The following is a 22,204-nucleotide window of genomic DNA, read 5'->3' on the forward strand; positions in this document are numbered from 1 at the left end:
CCCTGTCCCGCGCGATGCATATTTTGAGTTGAACGAGGAGATCGTCCGTGAATATCCATGAGTACCAGGCCAAGGAGCTGCTCAAGACCTATGGCGTGCCCGTGCCCAACGGCGCCGTAGCCTATTCCGACGCCCAGGCCGCCAGCGTCGCCGAAGAGATCGGCGGCAGCCGCTGGGTGGTCAAGGCACAGATCCATGCCGGCGGCCGCGGCAAGGCCGGGGGCGTCAAGGTCGCCCACTCCATCGAGGAAGTCCGCCAGTACGCCGACGCCATGCTCGGCAGCCACCTCGTCACCCATCAGACCGGGCCGGGAGGCTCGCTGGTTCATCGCCTGTGGGTGGAACAAGCCAGCCATATCAAGAAGGAATATTACCTGGGCTTCGTGATCGATCGTGGCAGTCAACGCATTACCCTGATCGCCTCCAGCGAGGGCGGTATGGAGATCGAGGAGGTTGCCAGGGAAACGCCGGAAAAAATCGTCAAGGAAGTTGTGGATCCGGCCATCGGTCTGCTGGATTTTCAATGCCGCAAGGTCGCCACCGCGATCGGCCTGAAAGGCAAACTGATGCCTCAGGCGGTCAGACTGATGAAGGCCATCTACCGCTGTATGCGCGACAAGGATGCCCTGCAGGCCGAGATCAATCCTCTGGCCATCGTGGGTGAAAGCGACGAATCGCTCATGGTCCTGGATGCCAAGTTCAACTTCGACGACAACGCCCTGTACCGGCAGCGCGTCATCACCGAAATGCGCGATCTGGCCGAGGAAGATCCGAAAGAAGTCGAAGCTTCCGGCCACGGCCTCAACTACATCGCCCTCGACGGCAACATCGGCTGCATCGTCAACGGCGCCGGCCTCGCCATGGCTTCGCTCGACGCCATCACCCTGCACGGCGGCCGTCCGGCCAACTTCCTCGACGTGGGCGGCGGCGCCTCCCCCGAGAAGGTCACCAATGCCTGCCGCATCGTACTGGAAGACCCCAACGTCCGCTGCATCCTGGTCAATATCTTTGCTGGCATCAACCGCTGCGACTGGATCGCCAAGGGCCTGATCCAGGCCTGCGACAGCCTGCAGATCAAGGTGCCGCTGATCGTGCGCCTGGCCGGCACCAACGTCGATGAGGGCCGCAAGATCCTGGCCGAATCGGGCCTTTCCTTCATCACCGCGGAAAATCTGGATGACGCAGCTGCCAAGGCCGTCGCCATCGTCAAGGGATAACAGCCATGAGCGTATTCGTTAACAAGCACTCCAAGGTCATCTTCCAGGGCTTCACCGGCGAGCATGCCACCTTCCACGCCAAGGACGCCATGCGGATGGGCACGCAGGTAGTCGGTGGCGTCACCCCCGGTAAAGGCGGCACCCGCCATCCCGACCCCGAACTCGCTCATCTGCCGGTATTCGATACTGTGGCCGAAGCCGTAGCCGCCACTGGTGCCGACGTTTCCGCCATATTCGTACCACCGCCGTTCAACGCCGATGCGCTGATGGAAGCCATAGACGCCGGTATCCGGGTCGCCGTGACCATCGCCGACGGCATCCCGGTACACGACATGATCCGACTGCAGCGCTACCGGGTGGGCAAGGACACCATCGTGATCGGACCAAACACCCCTGGCATCATTACGCCGGGCGAGTGCAAGGTGGGTATCATGCCTTCGCACATCTATAAGAGGGGCAACGTCGGCATCATCTCGCGCTCCGGCACCCTCAATTACGAGGCGACCGAACAGATGGCCGCGCTGGGGCTGGGCATCACCACTTCGGTCGGTATCGGCGGCGACCCGATCAATGGCACCGATTTCGTCACCGTACTGCGCGCCTTCGAGGCCGACCCGGAAACCGAGATCGTCGTCATGATCGGCGAAATCGGTGGCCCTCAGGAAGTCGCCGCCGCCCACTGGGCCAAGGAAAACATGACGAAACCCGTCATCGGCTTCGTCGCCGGCCTCGCCGCGCCGACCGGGCGACGCATGGGCCATGCCGGCGCCATCATTTCCAGCGAGGCCGACACAGCCGGTGCCAAAATGGATGCCATGGAAGCCTTGGGGCTGTATGTCGCCCGCAACCCGGCGCAGATCGGCCAAACCGTGCTACGCGCCGCACAGGAACACGGGATCAAATTCTGATTGCCGGGTGCCCGAGATCAACGAACCGGGGCTCTCGGCGGTGCGCCGTGGCCCCCCCTACTCGCTCCCACCATGCGACACCTGGCCCCCTATCAAGTCAAAGCACTCCTCGACGAGCCCGAGGCTGCCCCATTGCTGCTGGACGTGCGTGAACCCGACGAGTTCGCCTTTTGCCACATCGAGGGCAGTGTGCACATCCCCATGGGAGAGATCGTGTCGAGGCTGAGCGAACTCGATCCCGACCGCACGACCGTCGTGGTCTGTCACCACGGCATGCGCAGCTTTCAGGTTGGCCGGTTTCTGGAGACTCAGGGCTTCGGGCAGGTCATCAATCTTGCCGGTGGCATCGATGCCTGGGCGCGGGAAGCGGATCCAGGCATACCTCGTTATTGAAATGATCGCCCTGATCCAGCGGGTCACCCAGGCCAGTGTCCGTGTCGACGGTGCTACGGTCGGCGCCATTGGCCGAGGCACTCTGGCCCTGGTCGCCATCGAGCGGGGCGACGGTGAGACCCAGGTGTTACGCATGGCCGAGCGCCTGCTCGGCTACCGGATGTTCCCAGACAGTGAAAACCGCATGAACCTGAGCCTGTCCGAGACGGGCGGCGGCCTGCTGCTGGTCTCGCAGTTCACCCTGGCCGCCGACACCGCGAAGGGCATGCGTCCGAGCTTTACCCCCGCGGCCGATCCCGAAACCGGCCGCCGGCTGTTTGACGCACTGGTGGATGCCGCCCGGCGCCGGCATTCCCCCGTCGCAACCGGGCACTTCGGCGCCGACATGCAGGTCTTTCTCGTCAATGACGGCCCTGTGACCTTTCTGCTGCGCTGTCCGCCCGGCTGACAGCTCCTGGGGATAGGCCCCTTCGTCTGCGTCCGCTATCATCATCTCGTGAGTATGCGGAGGTATTCCAATGCAGCAAAAATTTCATATCGAACGCATGGACCGGGAGCGGCTGGAGCTGGCCCTGGACTGGGCGGCGGCAGAAGGGTGGAACCCTGGCCTGCACGATGCGGCGAGTTTTTTCGCCGCGGACCCTTCCGGATTTTTCATGGGCTTTCTGGGCGATGAACCGGTGGGAAGCATCAGCGCAGTATCCTATCCCGGCGATTTCGGCTTCATCGGGCTCTATATCGTGCGGCCGGAACACCGCGGCAAAGGTTTCGGCCTCAAGCTCTGGCATACGGCGGTGGAGCATCTGGGGGAGCGGACGGTCGGCCTGGACGGCGTGATTGAACGGCAGTCCAGCTATGCCCGCTCCGGGTTCGTGACCGCCCACCGCAACATCCGTTTCGAATGGAGCGGTCCTGCCGCCATGGAAACGGATACGGCCGTAGGTCGGCTGGAACCGTCCGATTTCGAAGAGATTCTGGCCTATGATGCCGCATTGTTCCCGGGAAACCGGGACGAATTCCTGCGCGTCTGGACCCGACAGCCGGAGTGTACCGGCCTGCTCTACCGCGCCGCCGATGGCAGCATCGCAGGATACGGGCTGCTTCGCCCTTGCCGTATGGGCTACAAGCTCGGTCCGCTGTTCGCCGATACACCCCGTATCGCGGCGAGCCTGCTGCAGACTTTCCGTCTTCACGTGGGAACGGCCCCCATCTTTATCGACATGCCGGAACCCAATACTGCCGCCCTGCAGCTGGCCGCGCGCTACAGCATGCGGCGAGTATTCGAAACCGCGCGCATGTACGCCCCCCGGCCACCCTCCCTGCCGTTGGAACGCACGTTCGGCATCACCACTTACGAGCTGGGCTAGCAGCCTGAGCTCACGGTCAGCCGCGACCTCGCTGGCCCGGATTCGGTCGATGAGCAGGGTATACTTCAACCATGGTCGAAGCCGGTCGCCCCCGTTCGAAACGACCGAACCCATTCGACATTCCGTCGTGACCTGCCGTCAAATCCCCTCGCCAGGCGATGTTGGAGGCCATGCGGAAAGCACGGCGAAGATGAGCCTAGGTGTTGGCAGCGACGGCGCTTCCCGGTAAACTCGCCCGCTTTTTTCCGCCGCTATGCAAATCGGACCCTACCGCCTCAGCAGCCAGGTCATCCTCGCGCCCATGGCAGGCGTCACCGATCTCCCTTTTCGCAAACTCTGCCGGCAATTCGGCGCAGGGCTCGCAGTCTCGGAGATGATATCCGCCAGCCCGGCGTTGCAGACCACACGCAGGTCCAGGCTGCGGCAAGATCATCGCGGTGAACCCGACCCGATCAGCGTCCAGATCGTCGGCGCCGATCCGAGTGAGATGGCCGAGGCGGCGCGCCGCAGCGTCGATCTCGGCGCCGACATCATCGACATCAACATGGGCTGCCCCGCGAAAAAGGTCTGCAACGTCGCTGCTGGTTCGGCCCTGCTGCGCGACGAAAGGCTGGTGGCGAACATCCTCGAAGCGGTGGTCCGAGCCGTACCGGTCCCCGTCACTGTGAAAATCAGAACCGGCTGGGATTCGGCGTCCCGCAATGCAGTCAACATCGGCAAAATCGCCGAAAGCGCCGGAATCCGGGCGCTCACGGTTCATGGCCGCACGCGCGCCTGCGGGTTTGCGGGGGCAGCCGAATACTCTACAATTGCCAAGGTTAAGAAAGCTATCGGCATTCCGGTCATAGCCAACGGCGATATCGATTCCCCCGGAAAAGCCGAGGCGGTGCTCCGATCGACTGGCGCGGACGCCGTGATGATCGGCCGTGGCGCCTGGGGACAGCCCTGGCTGCTACGAGAAATCGCAGCGCGACTCAAGGACGGCCGCCAGCCCTTGCCCCCTACGCTCGATGAGATCCGCCGCACCGTGCTCGGCCACCTCGAGGCGCTGTATTCCTTCTATGGGGAGGTGGAGGGGGTACGCATCGCACGCAAACATATTGGCTGGTACGCCGCCCGCATTCCGGGTCTGGACGACCGGCCGGTATCAGGGATTTTATCCCTCGCCAACGCCCCCCAGCAGCTCTCCGCTGTGGACGCCCTGTTGAAGTTTCAGTTCGAGAAGACCGCTGCATGAGACAGGACAATCGATTGCTTGAATCTTTCGAATCTCCGCCCAAGGATCCCTCCCCCGCGCCGGTGGTGCTCAGCGAGCAGGTACGTGCGGCCTTGGTTAATTATCTGTCACAGCTGGACGGCATCAGCGTGACCGACATATATACCCTCGTAATGAGCGAAGTCGAACGGCCACTCATCCGTACCGTACTCGAGCATTGCTGTCACAACCAGACCCGCGCGGCCCAGTTGCTGGGCCTGAGCCGCAGCACCCTGCGCAAGAAGATGCTGCAGCACGGCATCGAATGAGCCATATGTCAGCTTTTCCAACCCGAGAGTCTTCCATGAAGAACCCTATCGCCCGCGCTTTGGTCAGCGTTTCCGACAAGACCGGCTGCGTGGAGTTTTGCCGGCGCCTCGCCGCCGTAGGTGTGGAAATCATATCCTCCGGTGGCACCGCCCGGCTGCTTGCCGAGCACGCTATCCCGGCCATCGAAGTCAGTGACTACACCGGCTTTCCGGAAATGATGGATGGCCGGGTCAAGACCCTGCATCCTAAGGTGCATGGCGGCATCCTCGGCCGGCGCGGCATCGACGAAGCAGTCATGGCCGAACACGGCATCCGCCCGATCGATCTGGTCGTGGTCAACCTCTATCCGTTCGAACAGACCGTCGCCGAATCCGCTTGCGATCTGGAAACCGCCATCGAGAACATCGACATCGGCGGCCCGGCACTGATTCGTGCGGCATCGAAGAATCACGCATCGGTTGCGGTCGTGGTCGATCCTGCAGACTATTCCGCGGTACTGGCGGAGCTGGAAACCTCCGGCGGCGGCCTGTCCTACGCCACCCGCTTCGCCCTGGCGACCAAAGCCTTCCGCCATACGGCGTGGTATGATGCAGCAATCGCCGACTACCTTGACCGCCGCAAAGGGGGTGACGGCTTCGCCGATCCGTTCCTGCTGCGCTTCCGCCGTGTCCAATCGATGCGCTACGGCGAAAATCCACACCAGCGCGCGGCATTCTACGTCGAACCAGGCGCTCCCGCCGGCTGCATCGCATTGGCCCGCCAGTTGCAGGGTAAGGATCTGTCTTACAACAACATCGCGGATGCCGATGCCGCGCTCGAATGCGTCAAAGGCTTCGCAGAGCTTCCTGCCTGCGTGATCGTCAAACACGCCAATCCATGTGGCGTAGCCGAAGGCATCACCCTGTCACAAGCCTACGACCTGGCCTATGCCACCGATCCCACCTCTGCCTTCGGCGGCATCATTGCGTTCAACCGGATGCTGGACGCCGAAACCGCCCGTACCATCGTCGAGCGCCAGTTCGTCGAGGTCATCGTCGCACCCGCGATCGCCGACGATGCCCTGCCCATCCTGGCCACCAAACCCAACGTCCGCGTGCTGAGCACCGGCACCTGGCCTGCCGAGCCGGTAGCCGAGCTGGATTTCCGCCGTGTCGGGGGCGGCCTGCTGGTGCAGGATAAGGATATCGAACGGGTGACTGGCGAGCGCTTGCGAGTCGTGAGCCGGCGCGCGCCGACCGAACAGGAGCTGATCGACCTCCAGTTCGCCTGGCGGGTAGCCAAGTTCGTGAAATCCAATGCCATCGTCTACTGCAAAGACCGCCGCACGATCGGTATCGGCGCCGGCCAGATGAGCCGGGTGTACTCCGCCCGCATCGCTGCCCTCAAGGCGCAGGACGAAGGCTTGAGCGTGGCGGGCTCGGTCGTCGCCTCCGACGCGTACTTTCCGTTCCGGGACGGTATCGACGCCGCCGCCGAAGCCGGCGTCACGGCGGTAATCCAACCGGGCGGTTCGGTCAGGGACCCCGAAGTGATCGCCGCTGCGGACGAACACGGCATGGCCATGGTCTTCACCGGCATTCGCCACTTCCGCCACTAGCAGCCGTGAACCCGGCACTGGAATCGCTGCTGGCTGACGCCGATCTGTGCGTCAAATGCGGCCTTTGCTCGCCACACTGTCCTACCTACCGGCAGACGGCCGACGAGAACGAATCCCCCCGCGGCCGTATCGCCCTGATCCAAGGCTGGGCCACGGGCCGGCTGCCTTTGACACCTGTCTTGCGCAGACCTCTGGACGACTGTCTGCTGTGCCGGAATTGCGAAGCCGTCTGCCCGGCCAAGGTTCCCTATGGCCGGCTCGTAGACCAGTTCCGCGCCGAGACGGGGCAAGAGCGCAAACCATTGGCCGCCCGCGCCTTGTCGTCTGCGGTGAGGAAAGGGCTGCGCCATCCTTTGTTGGCGAAGCTGGGACGGCGGATGCTGGATGTGGCGGGCCACCTGCCGGCCGGCGCCGCCTGGAAGGCTCTCCCTCCCCTTGGGAAGGCGGAGAACTGGTACGGCGACCACCCCGCCACGGCTGAACCTCTCGCCCATGCCGGACTGTTCCTGGGCTGCACGGCAGCCGTGGTCGATGCGGCTACGGTGACGGCGATACTCGGACTGTTGCCGCGACTGGGTGTCAGCCTCAGCGTACCGGGCCACCAGGTCTGTTGCGGAGCCATGGACCTTCATGCCGGCGATGCGGCGACCGCGCATGCGCTGATGTCCCGCAACATTGAAGTCTTCGGGGAACGGCCGCTGGATGCGGTGATCGGATTCGCCAGCGGCTGCACCGCCACCCTGTTGGAATACCGCTGCCATTCCGAAGCCCGGGCGGCGGAAACCCTTTCTTCGAAGGTTCAAGACGTCAGCCGCTTCCTGGCCGATCGCATTCCCGAGGACCGCTGGGATCTTGCGCCGCTGGAGGCCCGAATTTTGGTACATCAGCCCTGCTCGCTGCGCAACGTCTGCAAGACGGAAAGCAGCGTGGAAGCCCTGATGCGCAGGATTCCCGGTGCGGAAGTGAAGACCCTGCCCGCAAAAGGTCACTGCTGCGGCGCCGCCGGCAGCTACATGATCGAACACCGCCGCATGGCCGAAGCCATCCGCACGGAAACCGTGGACGCCATCCTGGCGCAGTCTCCGGATTACTTGGTGACTTCCAACATTGGCTGCGCCCTGCATCTGCGCGCCGGCTTGCAGGGCCGGGCCAACATCCCCGTGATCCACCCCCTCCAGTTGCTGGCGCGGCTCCAGCGCATTTGATCCCTGCGAAAACGAAACGGGCACCGAACAATGGCGCCCGTTTGTTACACAACTTCCAAGCCCGATCTCAGCGCCGCAGCTTGTAGTTGCGGCCGTAGAAGATTTCCGCCATCTCCCGCTGGAGCTGCTTTTGCACCTGTACGCGCTCTTCCGGTACCAGTTGCTCCTTGTCGGTCTCGAACAGATAGTTGTCGAGATTGAAGTCTTTCAGAATCATCTTGGTGTGGAAGATCTTTTCCTGATAAACATTCACATCGATCATCTGATAGCGGTCGGCCGTGGCGTCGGAGATGTAGTTCTGGATCGAGGTGATGTCATGGTCGATATAATGCTTCTGGCCGCTGATGTCGCGGGTGAAGCCGCGCACCCGGTAATCCATGATCACGATGTCCGACTCGAAGCTGTGGATCAGATAGTTCAGAGCCTTCAGTGGCGAAATGCGGCCGCACGTAGAAACGTCGATGTCGGCGCGGAACGTGCTGATGCCGGCATGCGGATGGCTCTCCGGATAAGTGTGCACCGTGATATGGCTTTTGTTCAGATGCGCCACGACGGCCTCAGGCATCGGCCCCGGCGACTCGGAATTGGTGATTGCGGCGGGGGCATCGTGCCCTTCCGATATCAGCATCGTTACGCTCGCACCCTGTGGCTCGTAATCCTGGCGCGCGATATTCAGGATCTCCGCACCGATGATCGCATTGACGTCAGTAAGTATCTGAGTCAGGCGCTTGGCGCTGTAGGCTTCGTCGATGTATTCGATGTAGCGGCGCTGGCCGGATTCCGACTTAGCATAACAAATGTCGTAGATGTTGAAGCTCAGCGATTTGGTCAGGTTGTTGAACCCGTGTAATTGCAGCTTGTTGTCCATCAATGTTCGATATGACCCCGCCAGGAATATTTGCCACAAAAAATTAACGGGCGCTCGCGCCCGCCGAAAATATTCTGCTATGCCCTTGCCGGCCTATACTTCTGTGATTTCGTAATCGTGGGTGATTTCCGCCGTCTTGCCCAGCATGATCGATGCCGAGCAGTATTTTTCCGCCGAAAGCTCGATCGCCCGCTTTACCACCTCTTCCCGCAACCCCTTTCCCGTGACCACGAAATGGACATGAATCCGCGTGAAGACCTTTGGATCGGTCTCTGCCCGCTCGGCTTCGAGATGAACCTCGCAGTCACGCACATCGTGCCGCCCTTTCTTCAGGATATGGACCACGTCGAAAGCCGTGCATCCGCCCAGGCCCAGCAGCAGCATCTCCATCGGGCGCACCCCTAGGTTCCGTCCTCCGCTCTCGGGCGGTCCGTCCATCAGCACGGCATGGCCGCTGCCGGACTCACCCAGAAACGCCATGTTTTCGACCCACTTGATTCGCGCTTTCATCGTCGAAGTGAAGCATCATATAAATTTTCATAGATTATCACAAACCGTAGAGGAAATAGACCTCACGGCGGCCGACGCGGATAACGACGTTCCAGATCCTCGAGATATCGGTCTACGAAGTCCAGGCTGCCAGCGAGGGCATGTGGCGCCTTGCGCTCGAGGAAACCGGCGAGAGGCGCGCCGATTTGCGGAAAGAGAATCAGGATGCCGAGCACCCAGAACGGCGGCAGCCCCATGACGACTTCGCTCATGAGCCCGCCCGCGAGCAGCATCCAGCCGACATCCCGCGGAAGCTTCCGGATACGGTTCAAAGTGTGGCTCCGGCACGGCGCCAGGCGGGTGGCGTCCGCATGGGATTCTTTGCCGGCATTTCCAGGCGCCGGAACGTAGGCCGCCTTTGCCGGTTCTCGTTTATTTTTCAAGGCCCTCTCCAGGATAATGGCACACCGGTGGAGTTTCCGCCCGCATTGTTGCATTCAATCACACGCAATGGAAAGAATCTTCCAGCCTTCCTCTTCCGACCGATCCATGGATTCCGAAGTCTTACCCGTTTTAGAAGAACTGATTCCAGCCTCGCGCAAGCTGTACCTGATTTTTGGCGGGATGCAGGGCGCCCTCGGGATACCCCCCTTCGAGTTCTACAAGAGTTCCCGCATTCTCAAGGAAAGCCGGGTGTTTTTCCGCGATCTGTCACAGACCTGGTACCATGCGGGTCTGCCCGGCATCAGCTCGAATATTCCCGAAACCGCCCGGTACATCGAGCGAATCATCGATAAAGCTGCGGCGGAGGAAGTCGTATTCATCGGCAACTCCATGGGCGGATATGCCGCGATTCTGTTTTCCACGCTGATCGGCCAAGGCCGGGCCGTCGGCTTTTCGCCGCAGACATTCATCTCCCCGTCCAAGAGGCGGGCATGGGGAGACAGGCGGTGGCGGTCCAAAATACTCCGGACCTACGGCGCGGCACTGTTCAAGCCCAAATTCTTCGACCTCCGGCGGCTGTTGGAAACATCCGGCGCCGATCATCGTATCGACATCTTCGTCTCGTCACTGGACCGGCTGGATGTCATCCACGCCCGGAATATCGAGCCGTTCGGCAACGTCCACATCACCGAACGTGCGCTGGGCGGCCATAATTTGGTCAAGCATCTGCGGGACAATGGGGAACTTCAACTCATCCTGCAGGGATGAGACCATTGCAGCCTTTGGCACGAACGATACATCCGCTGACCGGGTCCGGCCGGGCCGATCCGCGACGAGGAAACGTGATGAGCATGCGCGCAGTGTTCCAGGTAGTGACATTGTTCTGGGTTCAGGCAGCCGGCGCAGCCCATCTGGAGTTGTTTTCGCCGGAGGGGACGACCAGGGAGGTGCGCCAGGTGACGGCGCGGTTCTCCGAACCCATGGTCGCATTCGGCGACCCCCGTCTGTCCGATCCGTTCACGGTGGATTGCCCGGCCAAGGGACGCGGCCGCTGGGCGGAATCCCGCACCTGGATCTATGACTTCGACGCCGAGCTGCCCGCAGGTCTTTCCTGCCGATTCCTGCCGAAGCCGAAGTTGAGAGCATTGAGCGGAACCGTCGTCGAGCTCGCCAAGGAATACGGCTTCGATACCGGCGGACCGGTGGTGACGGGTTCCTACCCCGGCGAAGGCAGCGGGAACGTCGACGAAAATCAGGTGTTCCTGCTGGCCGCCGCCGCGCCGGCCACGCCGGAAAGCATCGCCGCCCATGCCCGCTGCCGGATCAAAGGCATAGAGGAGGAGATCGGCGTCGATGTCCTGGCCGGCGAACGGCGCGATGCGGTATTGGCGCAGCGCCGGCAATTGGGGTGGGGTTATACCGACCTGTTGTGGCCGGAAGGCGATTTCGAGTCGCTCAAGCCGGAGGACATCAAAGCCGGCGAAGCGCGACTGGTCCTGGTGCAATGCCGGCGCGCCATCCCGCCGGAAACCGAGGTCCGGATCCTCTGGGGCAAAGGCATCGCCACGACCAGCGGTCTCGCGACGACCGATGACCAGGAGCTGAGCTTCAAGTCCCGCCCGAGCTTCACCGCCCGCTTCGGTTGCGAGCGCATCAACGCCGAGGCGGACTGCATTCCGCTCCTCCCGATGTCCCTACGCTTCGGCTCGCCCGTGCCTACCGACAAGGCTGCCGCCGTGCACCTGGTCGATACCGCCGGCAAGATCTATCCGGCGGCGGTGCCAGACCCGGGCCTAAAGCCTTTCGTCGAGGAACTGACCTGGAAAGGGCCGTTCCCGGAGAAGACCACGTTCCGCATCGAGCTGCCCCCGGAGTTCGCCGACGACTCGGGGCGCCCGCTGGAGAACGCCAGCCGTTATCCGCTGGAAGTCAAGACCGACGAATATCCGCCGCTGGTGAAGTTCCCCGGCGAGTTCGGTCTCCTGGAGTTGAAGGAAGGCGGCATCCTGCCCGTCACCGTGCGCCATATCGAGAACCCCGTGACCGGCCAGCGGCTGGCCTCCGGCGATCCGGCCATTTCCGGCAAGATGAAACGGGTGGCGCTCGGAGACCAGGACATCGCCGCCTGGATACGCAAGGTGAAGAAAGCCGCTGAACGCCGCGGCGAATCGGTCCCCTTGCCCAATGGCAAGACCGAATGGAAGGAACTCACCGGCACCGAATCGGTGTTCGCCGATACCCCGCGGGCGGAAGCTTTCGAACTGCCGCGCGCCGAGGTCCAGAAAGAGTTCGAAGTGCTCGGCATTCCCCTGGAAAGCGCCGGGTTCTACATCGTCGAGCTGGCCAGTCCGCGGCTCGGTGCCGCCTTATTGGGCCAGGACAGGCCGCGCTACGTCGCGACTACCGCGCTGGTCACCAATCTGTCGGTCCATTTCAAATGGGGCCGGGAATCCTCCCTGGTCTGGGTGACGCACCTGGATTCGGCCCAACCGGTAGCGAACGCCGATATCCACATCAGCCGCTACTGCAAGAACGAAACCTTGTGGCAAGGGCGGACGGATGCCAACGGCGTGGCACTGGTCCAGGGCCCTGCCCTGCCCACACCTTCGGACTCCGGCGAAAGCTGCGACGGGGGAGATGGCCCCCTCATGGTGAGCGCCCGCAGCGAGGGCGACATGAGTTTCACCCTCAGCAGCTGGGCCAACGGCATTTCGCCGCAGAACTTCAGCCTGCCGGTCGGCCTCTATGACAACCCGGAAGTCGCCCATACAGTGCTGGACCGCAGCCTGTTCCGGGCCGGGGAGACCGTCTCGATGAAACATTTCCTGCGCCAGCGCACAGCCCATGGCTTCGGCCTGCCGGAAAACCTCCCCGAGAAGATCAAGGTCCGCCACACCGGCAGCGGCCAGGAATACGAACTGCCGGCCAGATTTGACGCACGCGGGATCGCCGAAAACAGCTGGGCAATCCCGGCCGACGCCAGGCTCGGCGGGTACGAAGTCGTATTCGTCCATGCCGACGGCAGGGAATCCGCCGCCTCGGCCAAATTCCGCATCGAACAGTTCCGGGTGCCGACCATGCGTGCGGACATCCAGCCGCAGTCCGACCCCCTGATCAACGCCAAGGAAGCCATGCTCGACCTCCATGTCAGCTATCTCTCCGGCGGTGGTGCGGCCAATGCGCCGGTCAAAGTCCGCACTCTGGTCGAGCCCCGCCTGGTGTCCTTCCCCGGCTATCCGGATTTCGACTTCCGGGCGCAGCCTATCGAAGAAGGGCTGCGCGACAGCAGTTATAGCGAGAAGGCCGAGGAACCCCCCGGAGCGAGTAGCCCGGCCCAGGTGCTGCCGCTGCGCCTGGACAAGGGCGGCGCGGCACGGATCATGGTTCCCAATCTACCTCGGCGGAACACACCACAGGACCTGGTGGCCGAACTCGAATACCAGGACCCCAACGGCGAACTTCTGACCGTGGCCCGCCGGATTCCACTGTGGCCCGCGAAGCTCAGCCTGGGAATCAAAACCGATGGCTGGGTAGCAACCAGAGACCGAGTGCGGTTCCAGGTGCTGGCGCTGGATCTGGCCGGGAAGCCGGCGGCCGGCCGGGACATCCGGGTCGACCTGTACGCGCGCACCACTTACTCGCACCGCAAGCGCCTCATCGGCGGTTTCTATGCCTACGAGGACAAGACCGAAGTCAAACACCTCGGCATCGCCTGCAACGGCAGGACCAACGGCCAGGGCATCCTTCTCTGCGTCCTCGCCCCCGGCGTATCCGGCGAAATCCTGCTCCAGGCCACGGCCGACGACGGCGCCGGCAATCAGGCACTGGGCACGGGCTCGATCTGGATCGCCAGCGAAGACGAATGGTGGTTCGAAAACGGCCCCAGCGACCGGATGGACGTGATCCCCGAAAAGCGCGCCTACGAGCTGGGCGACAAGGCCCGCTTTCAGGTGCGCATGCCCTTCCGCGAATCCATGGCTCTGGTCACGGTCGAACGCGAGGGCATCGTCGACAGCTTCATCGCCCCCCTGTCCGGCCGCGCGCCGGTGATCGAAGTGCCGATCAAGGAGGCGTACGCGCCCAATGTATTCGTCTCGGTGCTGGCCGTGCGCGGCCGGGTGGGGGTGGTGCAAACCTGGGTCGCCGATATGGCCCGAAATTTCAAGCTGCCCTGGCAAGCTGACGGCGGCAAGGCCACGGCGATGGTCGACTTGAGCAAGCCGGCTTACCGCCTGGGGCTGGCCGAGATCGACGTGGGCTGGGCGCCCAACCGCCTCGATGTGAAGGTGAAGGCCGACCGTGACACCTACAAGGTGCGGGAAACCGCCAAGGTCAAGGTGACGGTGCAGCGTGCCAGCGGCGGCGTCCCGGACGAGGCCGAGATCGCCTTGGCGGCCGTGGACGAGGGTCTGCTCGAACTCAAACCCAACGACAGCTGGAACCTGCTGGACGCCATGATGGGCCGGCGCGGCATCGAGGTGCTCACCTCCACCGCGCAGATGCAGGTCATCGGCAAGCGCCACTATGGCCGCAAGGCCGTGCCGCACGGCGGCGGCGGCGGGCGCCAGGCGGCACGCGAACTATTCGACACCCTGTTGCTGTGGAAAGGCCGGGTACCACTGGACACCAAGGGCGAAGCCGAGGTCGGGGTACCGCTCAACGACTCGCTCACTGCCTTCCGGCTGGTGGCTGTCGCCAACGCGGGCAGCGGCCTCTTCGGCACGGGGAAGACCTCGATCCGCACGACCCAGGACCTGATGCTCTATTCCGGGCTGCCGCCGATGGTGCGCGAAGGCGACCATTTCCGCGCCATCTTCAACGTGCGCAATGCCACGGACCGCAAGATCGCGGGCCAGCTCAGCGCCCGATTGACGCCGAAAGGCGCAGCCGCAGGCCAGGACCTTCCGCCCCAGCCCTTCGAACTCGAAGCCGGCACGGCGGGCGATTTCTCCTGGGAAGTCGACGTCCCGGTCGACATCGCCGGGCTGGATTGGGAAATCGCCGCCGCGGAAAACGGCGGAGCCGCCACCGACCGGCTGAAAACCTCGCAGCAGGTCCAGCCGGCGGTGCCGGTCCGGGTGTTCCAGGCGACGCTGACCCGCATCGACAAACCGCTCTCGCTCGCGGTGCAACGGCCCGAGGACGCCGTGCCGGGCCGCGGCGGCGTGCGCGTCTCGCTGCGAGCGAAACTGGGCGACGGACTCGGCGGGGTGATCGAATACATGACGCGCTACCCCTATTCCTGCCTGGAACAGAAGGTTTCCAAGGCCATCGCGCTGCGCGACGAGGGCCTATGGAACAAGATCGTCGCCGACCTGCCCGCCTACCAGGACAGCGACGGCCTGTTCCGCTATTTCCCGAGCGACAGCATTCACGGTAGCGACGTCCTGACCGCCTATGTCCTGGCGATCGCGCAGGAAGCCGGCTGGGAGCTGCCCGAGAATGCCCTGGGCCGGGCGAAGGAGGCGTTGAAAGGCTTCGTCGGCGGGCGCGTGCTGCGCGACTCCGCCCTGCCCACCGCCGATCTGTCGATTCGCAAGCTGGCGGCCGTCGAGGCCCTGGCCCGCTATGACGAAGCGGCGCCGGAGCTGCTGGACAGCATCCGCATCGAGCCCAGGCTCTGGCCCACCTCGGCGGTATTGGACTGGCTGTCGGTATTGCAGCGGGTCGAAGCCATCCCCGATCGCAGCGCCAAGCTCAAGGACGCCGAACAGACGCTCCGTACCCGGCTGAACTTCCAGGGCACCACTCTGAACTTCTCCAGCGAGAAGAACGATGCCCTCTGGTGGCTAATGATCTCGCCCGACCTCAACGCCGTGCGAGCGTTGCTGGATGTCATGGAGCTGCCGGGCTGGCGCGAAGACGTTCCGCGGCTGGTCACCGGCGCCCTGGGCCGGCAGACCAGGGGCCGCTGGAACACCACCACGGCGAACGCCTGGGGCCGGCTGGCGATGGAAAAGTTCAGCGAGACCTACGAATCGGCGCCAGTCACCGGCTACGCCGAGGCGAGTCTCGGCGCTGTCAAAAAGGGAATGCAGTGGACCGAGGAAACCCGGCGCAGCGCCTTGAACCTGCCCTGGCCCGAAGGCCCAAGCACACTGGAAGTGCGCCATCAGGGCACAGGCAAACCCTGGGCAATCGTCCAGAGCCGCGCCGCGATCCCGCTGAAAGAGCCGTTGTTCACCGGCTTCTCGATCAAGCGTACGGTAACCCCGATCGAACAGAAGCAGGCTGGCGCCTGGAACCGCGGCGACGTAGCGCGCATCACCCTGGAGCTCGACGCCCAGTCCGACATGAGCTGGGTGGTCGTCGACGACCCCATCCCCGCCGGCGCCAGTATCCTAGGCGGCGGCCTGGGACGCGACTCCGCCCTGCTGACCCAGAGCGAACAGCAGACCGGCTGGGCCTGGCCCATCTACGAGGAGCGCCGTTTCGACGCCTACCGCACCTATTACGACTATGTGCCGAAAGGGCGCTGGAGCGTCGAATATACCGTGCGCTACAACAACCCCGGCAGCTTTGAACTGCCGCCGACGCGAGTCGAGGCCATGTATGCGCCGGAGATGTTCGGGGAGCTGCCGAATAAGGCGCTGGAAATCGGTGGAACACCTTGAGCCGTTAAGGCAGGGAAACGTCAGACGGACTTATGGATCGAAATCTGCCGGTCTCCTGGCACGGGTATCGGCTTAGTCAGCATATTTCCGGTGAACGCTTATCCCCGCATCACGGTGACTATTGGCGTAAGACGATATCGAGGAGTTGACACCAGCACGCAGAGACCGTGATACTATTTTCCATTGTTTATTTACTTCAGAAGAGGACCCTAATGATGCGGATGATACTTATAGCGGCAATGAGTGTTTTATCGGCGTGCGCCGTCGGAGAAAGAATCAACACCGCGGTCACCGGACACACCACGCAATGTATCGATGGCGTCGAATATGTGCAGTTCGCCAGCGGCGCTTCGGTGGCGTATAGCCCTGACGGCAAGGTCAAGACCTGCCGCAATTGATCGGCACCCTATTCCGCATAAGCAGAACCCGCCTTACCCGCCAGGCGGGTTCTTGCTTCGACCATATACCACGCAGGTCCGACTATGGCGAAGCGTAATCGGACCTGCGTAGCGTTCAGCCGAATGGGACGCAGGCTGGCTTACACCGCCAGCCTCAACGGGGCATCGCGTTATAGATGCTCTGATCGAGAGTTCGGCGCATTTGAGTCCTTATCAATGCGTCCTCTTCTTCGTCCTGGGTGGGTTTTCCGCAGTTCGCTTTTTCTCCCAGTTCCGCCTCTTTCGCAAGCTCCTTGTTTTGCCAATACAGGTTGGAAGCCTTCATTTTCCCACCACACCGCTCCGGCACGACCATGCCGATGGTAAAGCCGTCACATACTCCGTTGACCGATATTTTGCCCGTAGCCGGGCAAGGGTGTGAGTTTAGAAAGGCTTGGGTTTCGCGCTCGCTCAAAGCGTTGGCCGCCCGTATGTCCAGTGCGGATTTCCGGGGCTGTTCCGCACAACCGAGCAATAGCGAAAACCCTAAGACCGCCATCCCGTTCTTGACATTGCCCGCGAAACCGCATCGTCCGTCCATTAGGACCCTCCAGTCGATTGCTGCGATTGCAAACCCGTAGCGAGCCTATAGTCCATGGCGCACGATCGGGTCGAGGTAACATGCGCAATCCCGTTACCTCGACCCGATCGCTAGCTGGGAGCTAGAACCCCTGGTTACCCAATTAGGGCGGCATATTGGCTCATTGGTTAGCCGCCTATGGATAAAGGCGAGGAATGAATATTGTCAGAGCTGTAGCAATAGCTATGGCGACCAAGGAGCCAACAATAAACAACCCCCAATCGTTGGGCTTAAGTGCGCCCAATGTGACAATCAGTAACAGTATCGGCAAATCGAGGAAGTGAGTGAAAGTTGGCACGTTTTCGGCGCGCGTTTTCTCCAACTCGGGCGTAAATGCGCCAACCCGCAAAGCCTCTTGGGTCAAGCGGCGCAGGCGCATGAAGTAGAGGCGGGTAATGGTATTGCCCTCGATGAATTCGAAAGCAAACAGGAAGACCATGCCCGCAAGCCATGGCGTGGAAACAAAATTCCAGCCACCGAAGAACTCAACAATCAACCAAGTGCCGGAGATGAGGAGAACAATTGCACCCGGAACCACAACGCCGTCGTAAAACACTGCAATATTGCGCACTGATTCGGAGAAGCGCACAAGTTCATGCGACTGACGGGACCGCAAATCAGTCAACCATACGCCGATCAGTCCTCCACCGATCAAAACAGCACCAATGATGTGTGCAAGCTTGAGTAAATCGTAAGTCATGGTTTTGAGCCCTCCGCGGTAGGAATGCCGGTTACCCGGCCCCCCCGCACAGACCCGGACGTGCGTTTTTTCCGCATCCGGTTCCTCGGTTGCACGCGCTTCCACGCAAGGCGGGGCCGTAGGATGCGCTGAGGGTACGAAGCGCATCAATCGCGAACGATGCGCTTCCCTTCGTTCAGCGCATCCTAAATACCGCGATAAATGCAACAGCCAATTTTTTCTTCAGCGCTTTTTCAGCCTCCCAACCCCTCCCCTCTCGCCAGCTTCGGCAACCTCCCATCCAATCCCATCGCATACCGCATCACCAGCTTCTTGGCGGGAGTGATACGTTCGGCCAAGCCGAGGCCGAGATTGCGGACGAAGCGCAGCGGGACGTTGGCATTGCCGAAGGCGCGGTAGAAGAAGTCCATGGCGGTCATCATCAGCAGGTTGCTGTTGCGGCGCATGCCTTCGTATTCGCGCAACACGGCGCTGGAGCCGATGTCGCGGCCGGCGCGCTTGGCCTTGGCGAGCACTTCGGCCAGGGCGGCGGCATCGAGCAGGCCGATGTTGACGCCCTGGCCGGCCAGGGGATGGATCATGTGGGCGGCGTCGCCCACCAGCACCGCACCTTCCTTATAGTAGCGAAGAGCGTGCTGGCGGCGGAGCGGAAAAAAGCCGCGGCTGACGATGCCCTTGATTTCTCCCAGTTCCGCGGGAAATTCCCGGCCCAACTCGCCCAGCAGGGCTTCGTCGGGCAGGGAGAGCAGCCATTTCACCCGCTCCGGCGCCTCGTACCACACCAGGGAGGCGTTGCGTCCGTCGAGGGGCAGGAAGGCTTGGGGCCCGTGCGGGGTGAAGCGCTGCCAGGTGATGTCCTGCTGCGGATAGGCCGTTTCGACGGTGAGCACCAGGGCATGATGCTCGTAGTCCCAACTGCTGACGCCCATGCCGGCGGCCTGCCGCGCCTGGGACTGGCCCCCGTCCGCCGCGACCAGCAGCCGCGCTTCGATAACACGGCCGTCCTCCAGCTCGATGCGCGAGCCTTGCGAGCCATAGTCGATCTTGCGGGTTTTGGCCGGACAGAGGAAATCGACGCCGGACAACGCCGGGAGCCGGTCGATCAGCGCGAGCTGGAGTACCCGGTTTTCGACGATGTAACCGAGCACCTCCTCGTGAATGTCCTCGCTCGAGAACAGCACATCGCCACGGTCTTCCCACACCCGCATCCGCCGGAACGGGCAGCAGCGGCGGGAAACGACACCGGCCCAGGCGCCGACCGTGTTCAGGATGCTGACCGAGGCGATGCTGACCGCGGAAACCCGCAGGTCATGCGACTGCCCGGGCGAAAAAGGAGGCGGAGGCGCCACTTCGATCAAGGCGACGCGCAGCCCGGTCCCTTCCAGCGCACAGGCCAGCGTCGCGCCCACCATTCCACCGCCCACGATGGCGATATCGTATCGTTCTGACATTTGATTTTGCTCTCCCGCTGGCGGAGTCCCGATTCAGCGCTTATGGTTGATCCGGTCGAACTCGGCGAGAAAATTCCTGATCCTTTCTTCGATCGCAGCCTTTGATTGTTCCACCAAGGTAGACTGATCAGCCGGGGTGGCGAAAATGAAGTTGCTCTCCCACAACAGCGCGTCGACGTGCTGAGGCACTTCCAGAGGACTCTTGTCCTTGCCGCCGGCATCGGGATAGAGCTCGGACGACCAGTTCACCGCGTGGGCGTAGTGGGCCAACCCCTGGACTTCGCCCGAAATCGCCGCGGGCTGGGCGCCGACCGGCGTCGCCGCCAGATCGACGACGAGCAGCAGCCGGCCCGACATGTGCGGCAGAAAATGCCGATCGAACGAACTCTTGGCGATCTGAAACGGCACCTTGTATTCGGCCATCAGGTTGCCGACATCTGCATTCACGGCGGTACAGATGGCCTTGACCGCCGGATTTTCCGCTTCTTCCACCGGACAGTAGAAGATGATTCCCGGCCAGCCCTTCAAACGCTCCAGGTTGGTCTGTTTCATGTGCTCGAGAACCTTTTGTTTCACCGCCGGCGAAATCGAGGCCGTGTCCGGTGAAAAGGTCTGCGGCTGCGCCGGTTCGGGTTCCGCCTGGCCACTGCCCCATCCGAACATCAATAGCATCGCCGCGGCGAGTTTAAGTCGGGATGCGATCCCTTCCGGTCCGTTCTTTTGTACGTTCATGCACGATTCTCCTCTTTCGACTTTCGTTGTGATGCGATCAAGATTCCTGCGGCTTCATGGTGCATCATGGTACTACCGCGCCGAAAATGTACGAAATGCCATGCACGGCGCGAGCATATTCCGGTCTATTCGTTGGAGTCCGCCGATGAGCCATAAACTCTGCCTCGCCCAGCCCGACCTGCTGCATACCCAGTGCCTGATCGACGGCCAATGGGTTGGTGCCGACAGTTCAAGGACTTTGCCCGTGACCAACCCGGCCACGGGCGAGATTCTGGCCGAGGTCCCCGCGCTGGGCGCTGCCGAAACCGCACGGGCAATCGCCGCGGCAGGACGTGCCTGGACCGGTTGGCGCAGCGCCACTGCCCGGAAAAGGGCAATGGTCCTGCGCCGCTGGTACGAGCTGATCCTGAACCAGAGCGAAGACCTCGCCCGTATCCTGACCGCCGAGCAGGGTAAGCCGCTGGCCGAAGCCCGTAACGAGATCGTCTACGCCGCCGGATTCGTCGAATGGTTCGCGGAGGAAGCCCGGCGGGCCTACGGCGAAACCATTCCCTCGCCGGTGCCGGACAAACGGCTGCTGGTCATCCGTCAGCCCATCGGCGTATGCGCGGCCATCACGCCATGGAATTTCCCGGCGGCTATGGTTACCCGCAAGATCGCGCCGGCTCTGGCCGCTGGCTGCACCGTGGTGGTCAAACCCGCCGAGCAGACGCCGCTGACCGCCCTCGCCCTGGCTGAGCTGGCGGTTCAGGCAAACTTTCCGCCCGGCGTGGTCAATGTCGTGACCGGCGAGCCGGCAGCGATCGGCGACGAATTGACCGCCAATCCCCTGGTCCGCAAGCTGTCCTTTACAGGTTCGACCGAAGTCGGACGCCTGTTGATGGCACGGTGCGCGGCGACAGTGAAGAAGGTCTCGCTGGAACTGGGCGGCAACGCCCCCTTCATCGTGTTCGAGGATGCCGATCTGGAAGCGGCAGTCGAGGGCGCTTTGCTATCGAAATACCGCAATACCGGCCAGACCTGCGTCTGTGCCAACCGCTTCCTGATCCAGGAGTCGATCTATGACGTCTTCGCAGAAAGGCTGGCGGCCAAGGTGCGTACACTCAAGGTGGGCAACGGCCTGGACGAGGGCGTCGTGCAAGGACCGCTCATCGACGGGCTGGCCCTGGCCAAGGTGGAGCGACATATCGCCGATGCCTTGGACAAAGGCGCCCGTGTGCTGGCCGGCGGCGAACGGCACCCCCTGGGCGGGTGGTTTTTCCAGCCCACGGTGCTCGTAGAGGTCACGCCGGAGATGCTGTGCACTCGCGAGGAAACCTTTGGGCCAGTGGCGCCATTGCTGCGCTTCGGTTCCGAGGAAGAGGCCCTCGCGATCGCCAACGCCACCGAGTATGGACTCGCCGCCTATTTCTACACCCGCGACCTGGCCCGCGCCTTCCGCATCGGCGAAGCACTGGAATACGGCATGGTCGGCGTCAACACCGGCATGCTCTCCTACGAGGTCGCACCCTTCGGCGGCCTCAAGCAGTCCGGCATCGGCCGGGAAGGTTCGCACCATGGCATGGACGAATACCTGGAACTCAAATACCTCTGTCTGGGCGGGATGGCACCGTCCGCCTGACCAGGTTCGCAAACCGATCCTCATTGTTGCACGCCACGCCGTATTTCCGGCCTGGC

General features: G+C 62.7%; 20 protein-coding genes. 13 read left to right on the top strand and 7 right to left on the bottom strand.

The features are described 5' to 3' along the window. Positions 1 to 47: 47 nt before the first annotated feature. From sucC to N4J17_RS14710, 9 genes are all read left to right on the top strand, one after another. Positions 48 to 1,217, top strand: coding sequence for an ADP-forming succinate--CoA ligase subunit beta (sucC, locus tag N4J17_RS14670; protein ID WP_198322609.1), 1,170 nt, complete (start codon positions 48 to 50; stop codon positions 1,215 to 1,217). 5 nt (positions 1,218 to 1,222) lie between these two features. Then, positions 1,223 to 2,125 carry a succinate--CoA ligase subunit alpha gene (gene sucD, locus N4J17_RS14675; RefSeq protein WP_198322608.1) on the top strand — a complete coding sequence of 301 codons (903 nt, stop codon included), beginning with the start codon at positions 1,223 to 1,225 and terminating at the stop codon, positions 2,123 to 2,125. Positions 2,126 to 2,197: 72 nt separating this feature from the next. Next, positions 2,198 to 2,518 (top strand): rhodanese-like domain-containing protein, encoded by a 321-nt coding sequence (locus N4J17_RS14680; RefSeq protein ID WP_198322607.1) that lies wholly within the window; start codon positions 2,198 to 2,200, stop codon positions 2,516 to 2,518. Between the two features lies 1 nt (position 2,519). Then, entirely contained in the window at positions 2,520 to 2,966 is a 447-nt protein-coding gene (dtd, locus tag N4J17_RS14685; protein WP_198322666.1) for a D-aminoacyl-tRNA deacylase, read from the top strand. 70 nt (positions 2,967 to 3,036) lie between these two features. After that, positions 3,037 to 3,885 carry a GNAT family N-acetyltransferase gene (locus N4J17_RS14690; protein ID WP_198322606.1) on the top strand — a complete coding sequence of 283 codons (849 nt, stop codon included), beginning with the start codon at positions 3,037 to 3,039 and terminating at the stop codon, positions 3,883 to 3,885. 253 nt (positions 3,886 to 4,138) lie between these two features. Next, complete coding sequence (gene dusB / locus N4J17_RS14695; protein WP_198322605.1) at positions 4,139 to 5,122, top strand: tRNA dihydrouridine synthase DusB; 984 nt, start codon at positions 4,139 to 4,141, stop codon at positions 5,120 to 5,122. A gap of 14 nt (positions 5,123 to 5,136) precedes the next feature. Then, a complete protein-coding gene (locus tag N4J17_RS14700) occupies positions 5,137 to 5,409 on the top strand; it encodes a helix-turn-helix domain-containing protein (RefSeq protein ID WP_232470393.1) in 273 nt (90 codons plus the stop codon). Positions 5,410 to 5,444: 35 nt separating this feature from the next. After that, the gene (gene purH / locus N4J17_RS14705; protein ID WP_198322603.1) at positions 5,445 to 7,007 is read left to right on the top strand and encodes a bifunctional phosphoribosylaminoimidazolecarboxamide formyltransferase/IMP cyclohydrolase; all 1,563 of its coding nucleotides are present in this window, start codon (positions 5,445 to 5,447) and stop codon (positions 7,005 to 7,007) included. A gap of 5 nt (positions 7,008 to 7,012) precedes the next feature. Beyond that, complete coding sequence (locus tag N4J17_RS14710; protein WP_198322602.1) at positions 7,013 to 8,212, top strand: (Fe-S)-binding protein; 1,200 nt, start codon at positions 7,013 to 7,015, stop codon at positions 8,210 to 8,212. 67 nt (positions 8,213 to 8,279) lie between these two features. On the opposite strand, the gene speD is transcribed toward N4J17_RS14710, so the two are convergent. From speD to N4J17_RS14725, 3 genes are all read right to left on the bottom strand, one after another. Further along, on the bottom strand, positions 8,280 to 9,080 hold the full coding sequence (speD, locus tag N4J17_RS14715; protein ID WP_198322601.1) for an adenosylmethionine decarboxylase: 801 nt from the start codon (positions 9,078 to 9,080) through the stop codon (positions 8,280 to 8,282). Between the two features lie 93 nt (positions 9,081 to 9,173). After that, positions 9,174 to 9,590: an OsmC family protein gene (locus tag N4J17_RS14720; RefSeq protein WP_198322600.1), complete on the bottom strand. Its 417-nt coding sequence runs from the start codon at positions 9,588 to 9,590 to the stop codon at positions 9,174 to 9,176. A 62-nt stretch (positions 9,591 to 9,652) separates the two neighbouring features. Then, positions 9,653 to 10,012 carry a hypothetical protein gene (locus tag N4J17_RS14725; RefSeq protein WP_198322599.1) on the bottom strand — a complete coding sequence of 120 codons (360 nt, stop codon included), beginning with the start codon at positions 10,010 to 10,012 and terminating at the stop codon, positions 9,653 to 9,655. Between the two features lie 106 nt (positions 10,013 to 10,118). On the opposite strand from N4J17_RS14725, the gene N4J17_RS14730 reads away from it, so the two are divergent. From N4J17_RS14730 to N4J17_RS14740, 3 genes are all read left to right on the top strand, one after another. Beyond that, complete coding sequence (locus N4J17_RS14730) at positions 10,119 to 10,781, top strand: hypothetical protein (protein WP_277458296.1); 663 nt, start codon at positions 10,119 to 10,121, stop codon at positions 10,779 to 10,781. Between the two features lie 77 nt (positions 10,782 to 10,858). Then, a complete protein-coding gene (locus tag N4J17_RS14735) occupies positions 10,859 to 16,627 on the top strand; it encodes an alpha-2-macroglobulin family protein (protein WP_198322597.1) in 5,769 nt (1,922 codons plus the stop codon). A gap of 239 nt (positions 16,628 to 16,866) precedes the next feature. After that, a complete protein-coding gene (locus N4J17_RS14740; RefSeq protein ID WP_277458295.1) occupies positions 16,867 to 17,025 on the top strand; it encodes a hypothetical protein in 159 nt (52 codons plus the stop codon). A 154-nt stretch (positions 17,026 to 17,179) separates the two neighbouring features. Here the strand turns inward: N4J17_RS14740 and N4J17_RS14745 are convergent, their stop codons facing one another. The 4 genes from N4J17_RS14745 to N4J17_RS14760 form a co-directional block, all read right to left on the bottom strand. Continuing rightward, positions 17,180 to 17,605, bottom strand: a complete 426-nt coding sequence (locus N4J17_RS14745; RefSeq protein WP_198322595.1) for a hypothetical protein — start codon at positions 17,603 to 17,605, stop codon at positions 17,180 to 17,182. 175 nt (positions 17,606 to 17,780) lie between these two features. Then, the gene (locus N4J17_RS14750) at positions 17,781 to 18,344 is read right to left on the bottom strand and encodes a DUF2269 domain-containing protein (protein WP_198322594.1); all 564 of its coding nucleotides are present in this window, start codon (positions 18,342 to 18,344) and stop codon (positions 17,781 to 17,783) included. A 233-nt stretch (positions 18,345 to 18,577) separates the two neighbouring features. After that, on the bottom strand, positions 18,578 to 19,795 hold the full coding sequence (locus N4J17_RS14755) for a UbiH/UbiF/VisC/COQ6 family ubiquinone biosynthesis hydroxylase (protein WP_198322593.1): 1,218 nt from the start codon (positions 19,793 to 19,795) through the stop codon (positions 18,578 to 18,580). A gap of 33 nt (positions 19,796 to 19,828) precedes the next feature. After that, positions 19,829 to 20,527, bottom strand: a complete 699-nt coding sequence (locus N4J17_RS14760; RefSeq protein ID WP_232470392.1) for a hypothetical protein — start codon at positions 20,525 to 20,527, stop codon at positions 19,829 to 19,831. 145 nt (positions 20,528 to 20,672) lie between these two features. Here N4J17_RS14760 and N4J17_RS14765 point away from each other — a divergent pair, with 145 nt between their 5' ends. Then, on the top strand, positions 20,673 to 22,148 hold the full coding sequence (locus N4J17_RS14765; RefSeq protein WP_198322592.1) for an NAD-dependent succinate-semialdehyde dehydrogenase: 1,476 nt from the start codon (positions 20,673 to 20,675) through the stop codon (positions 22,146 to 22,148). The last annotated feature ends 56 nt before the right edge of the window (positions 22,149 to 22,204 follow it).

Source organism: Methylococcus capsulatus (assembly GCF_036864975.1).
Classification (GTDB): domain Bacteria; phylum Pseudomonadota; class Gammaproteobacteria; order Methylococcales; family Methylococcaceae; genus Methylococcus.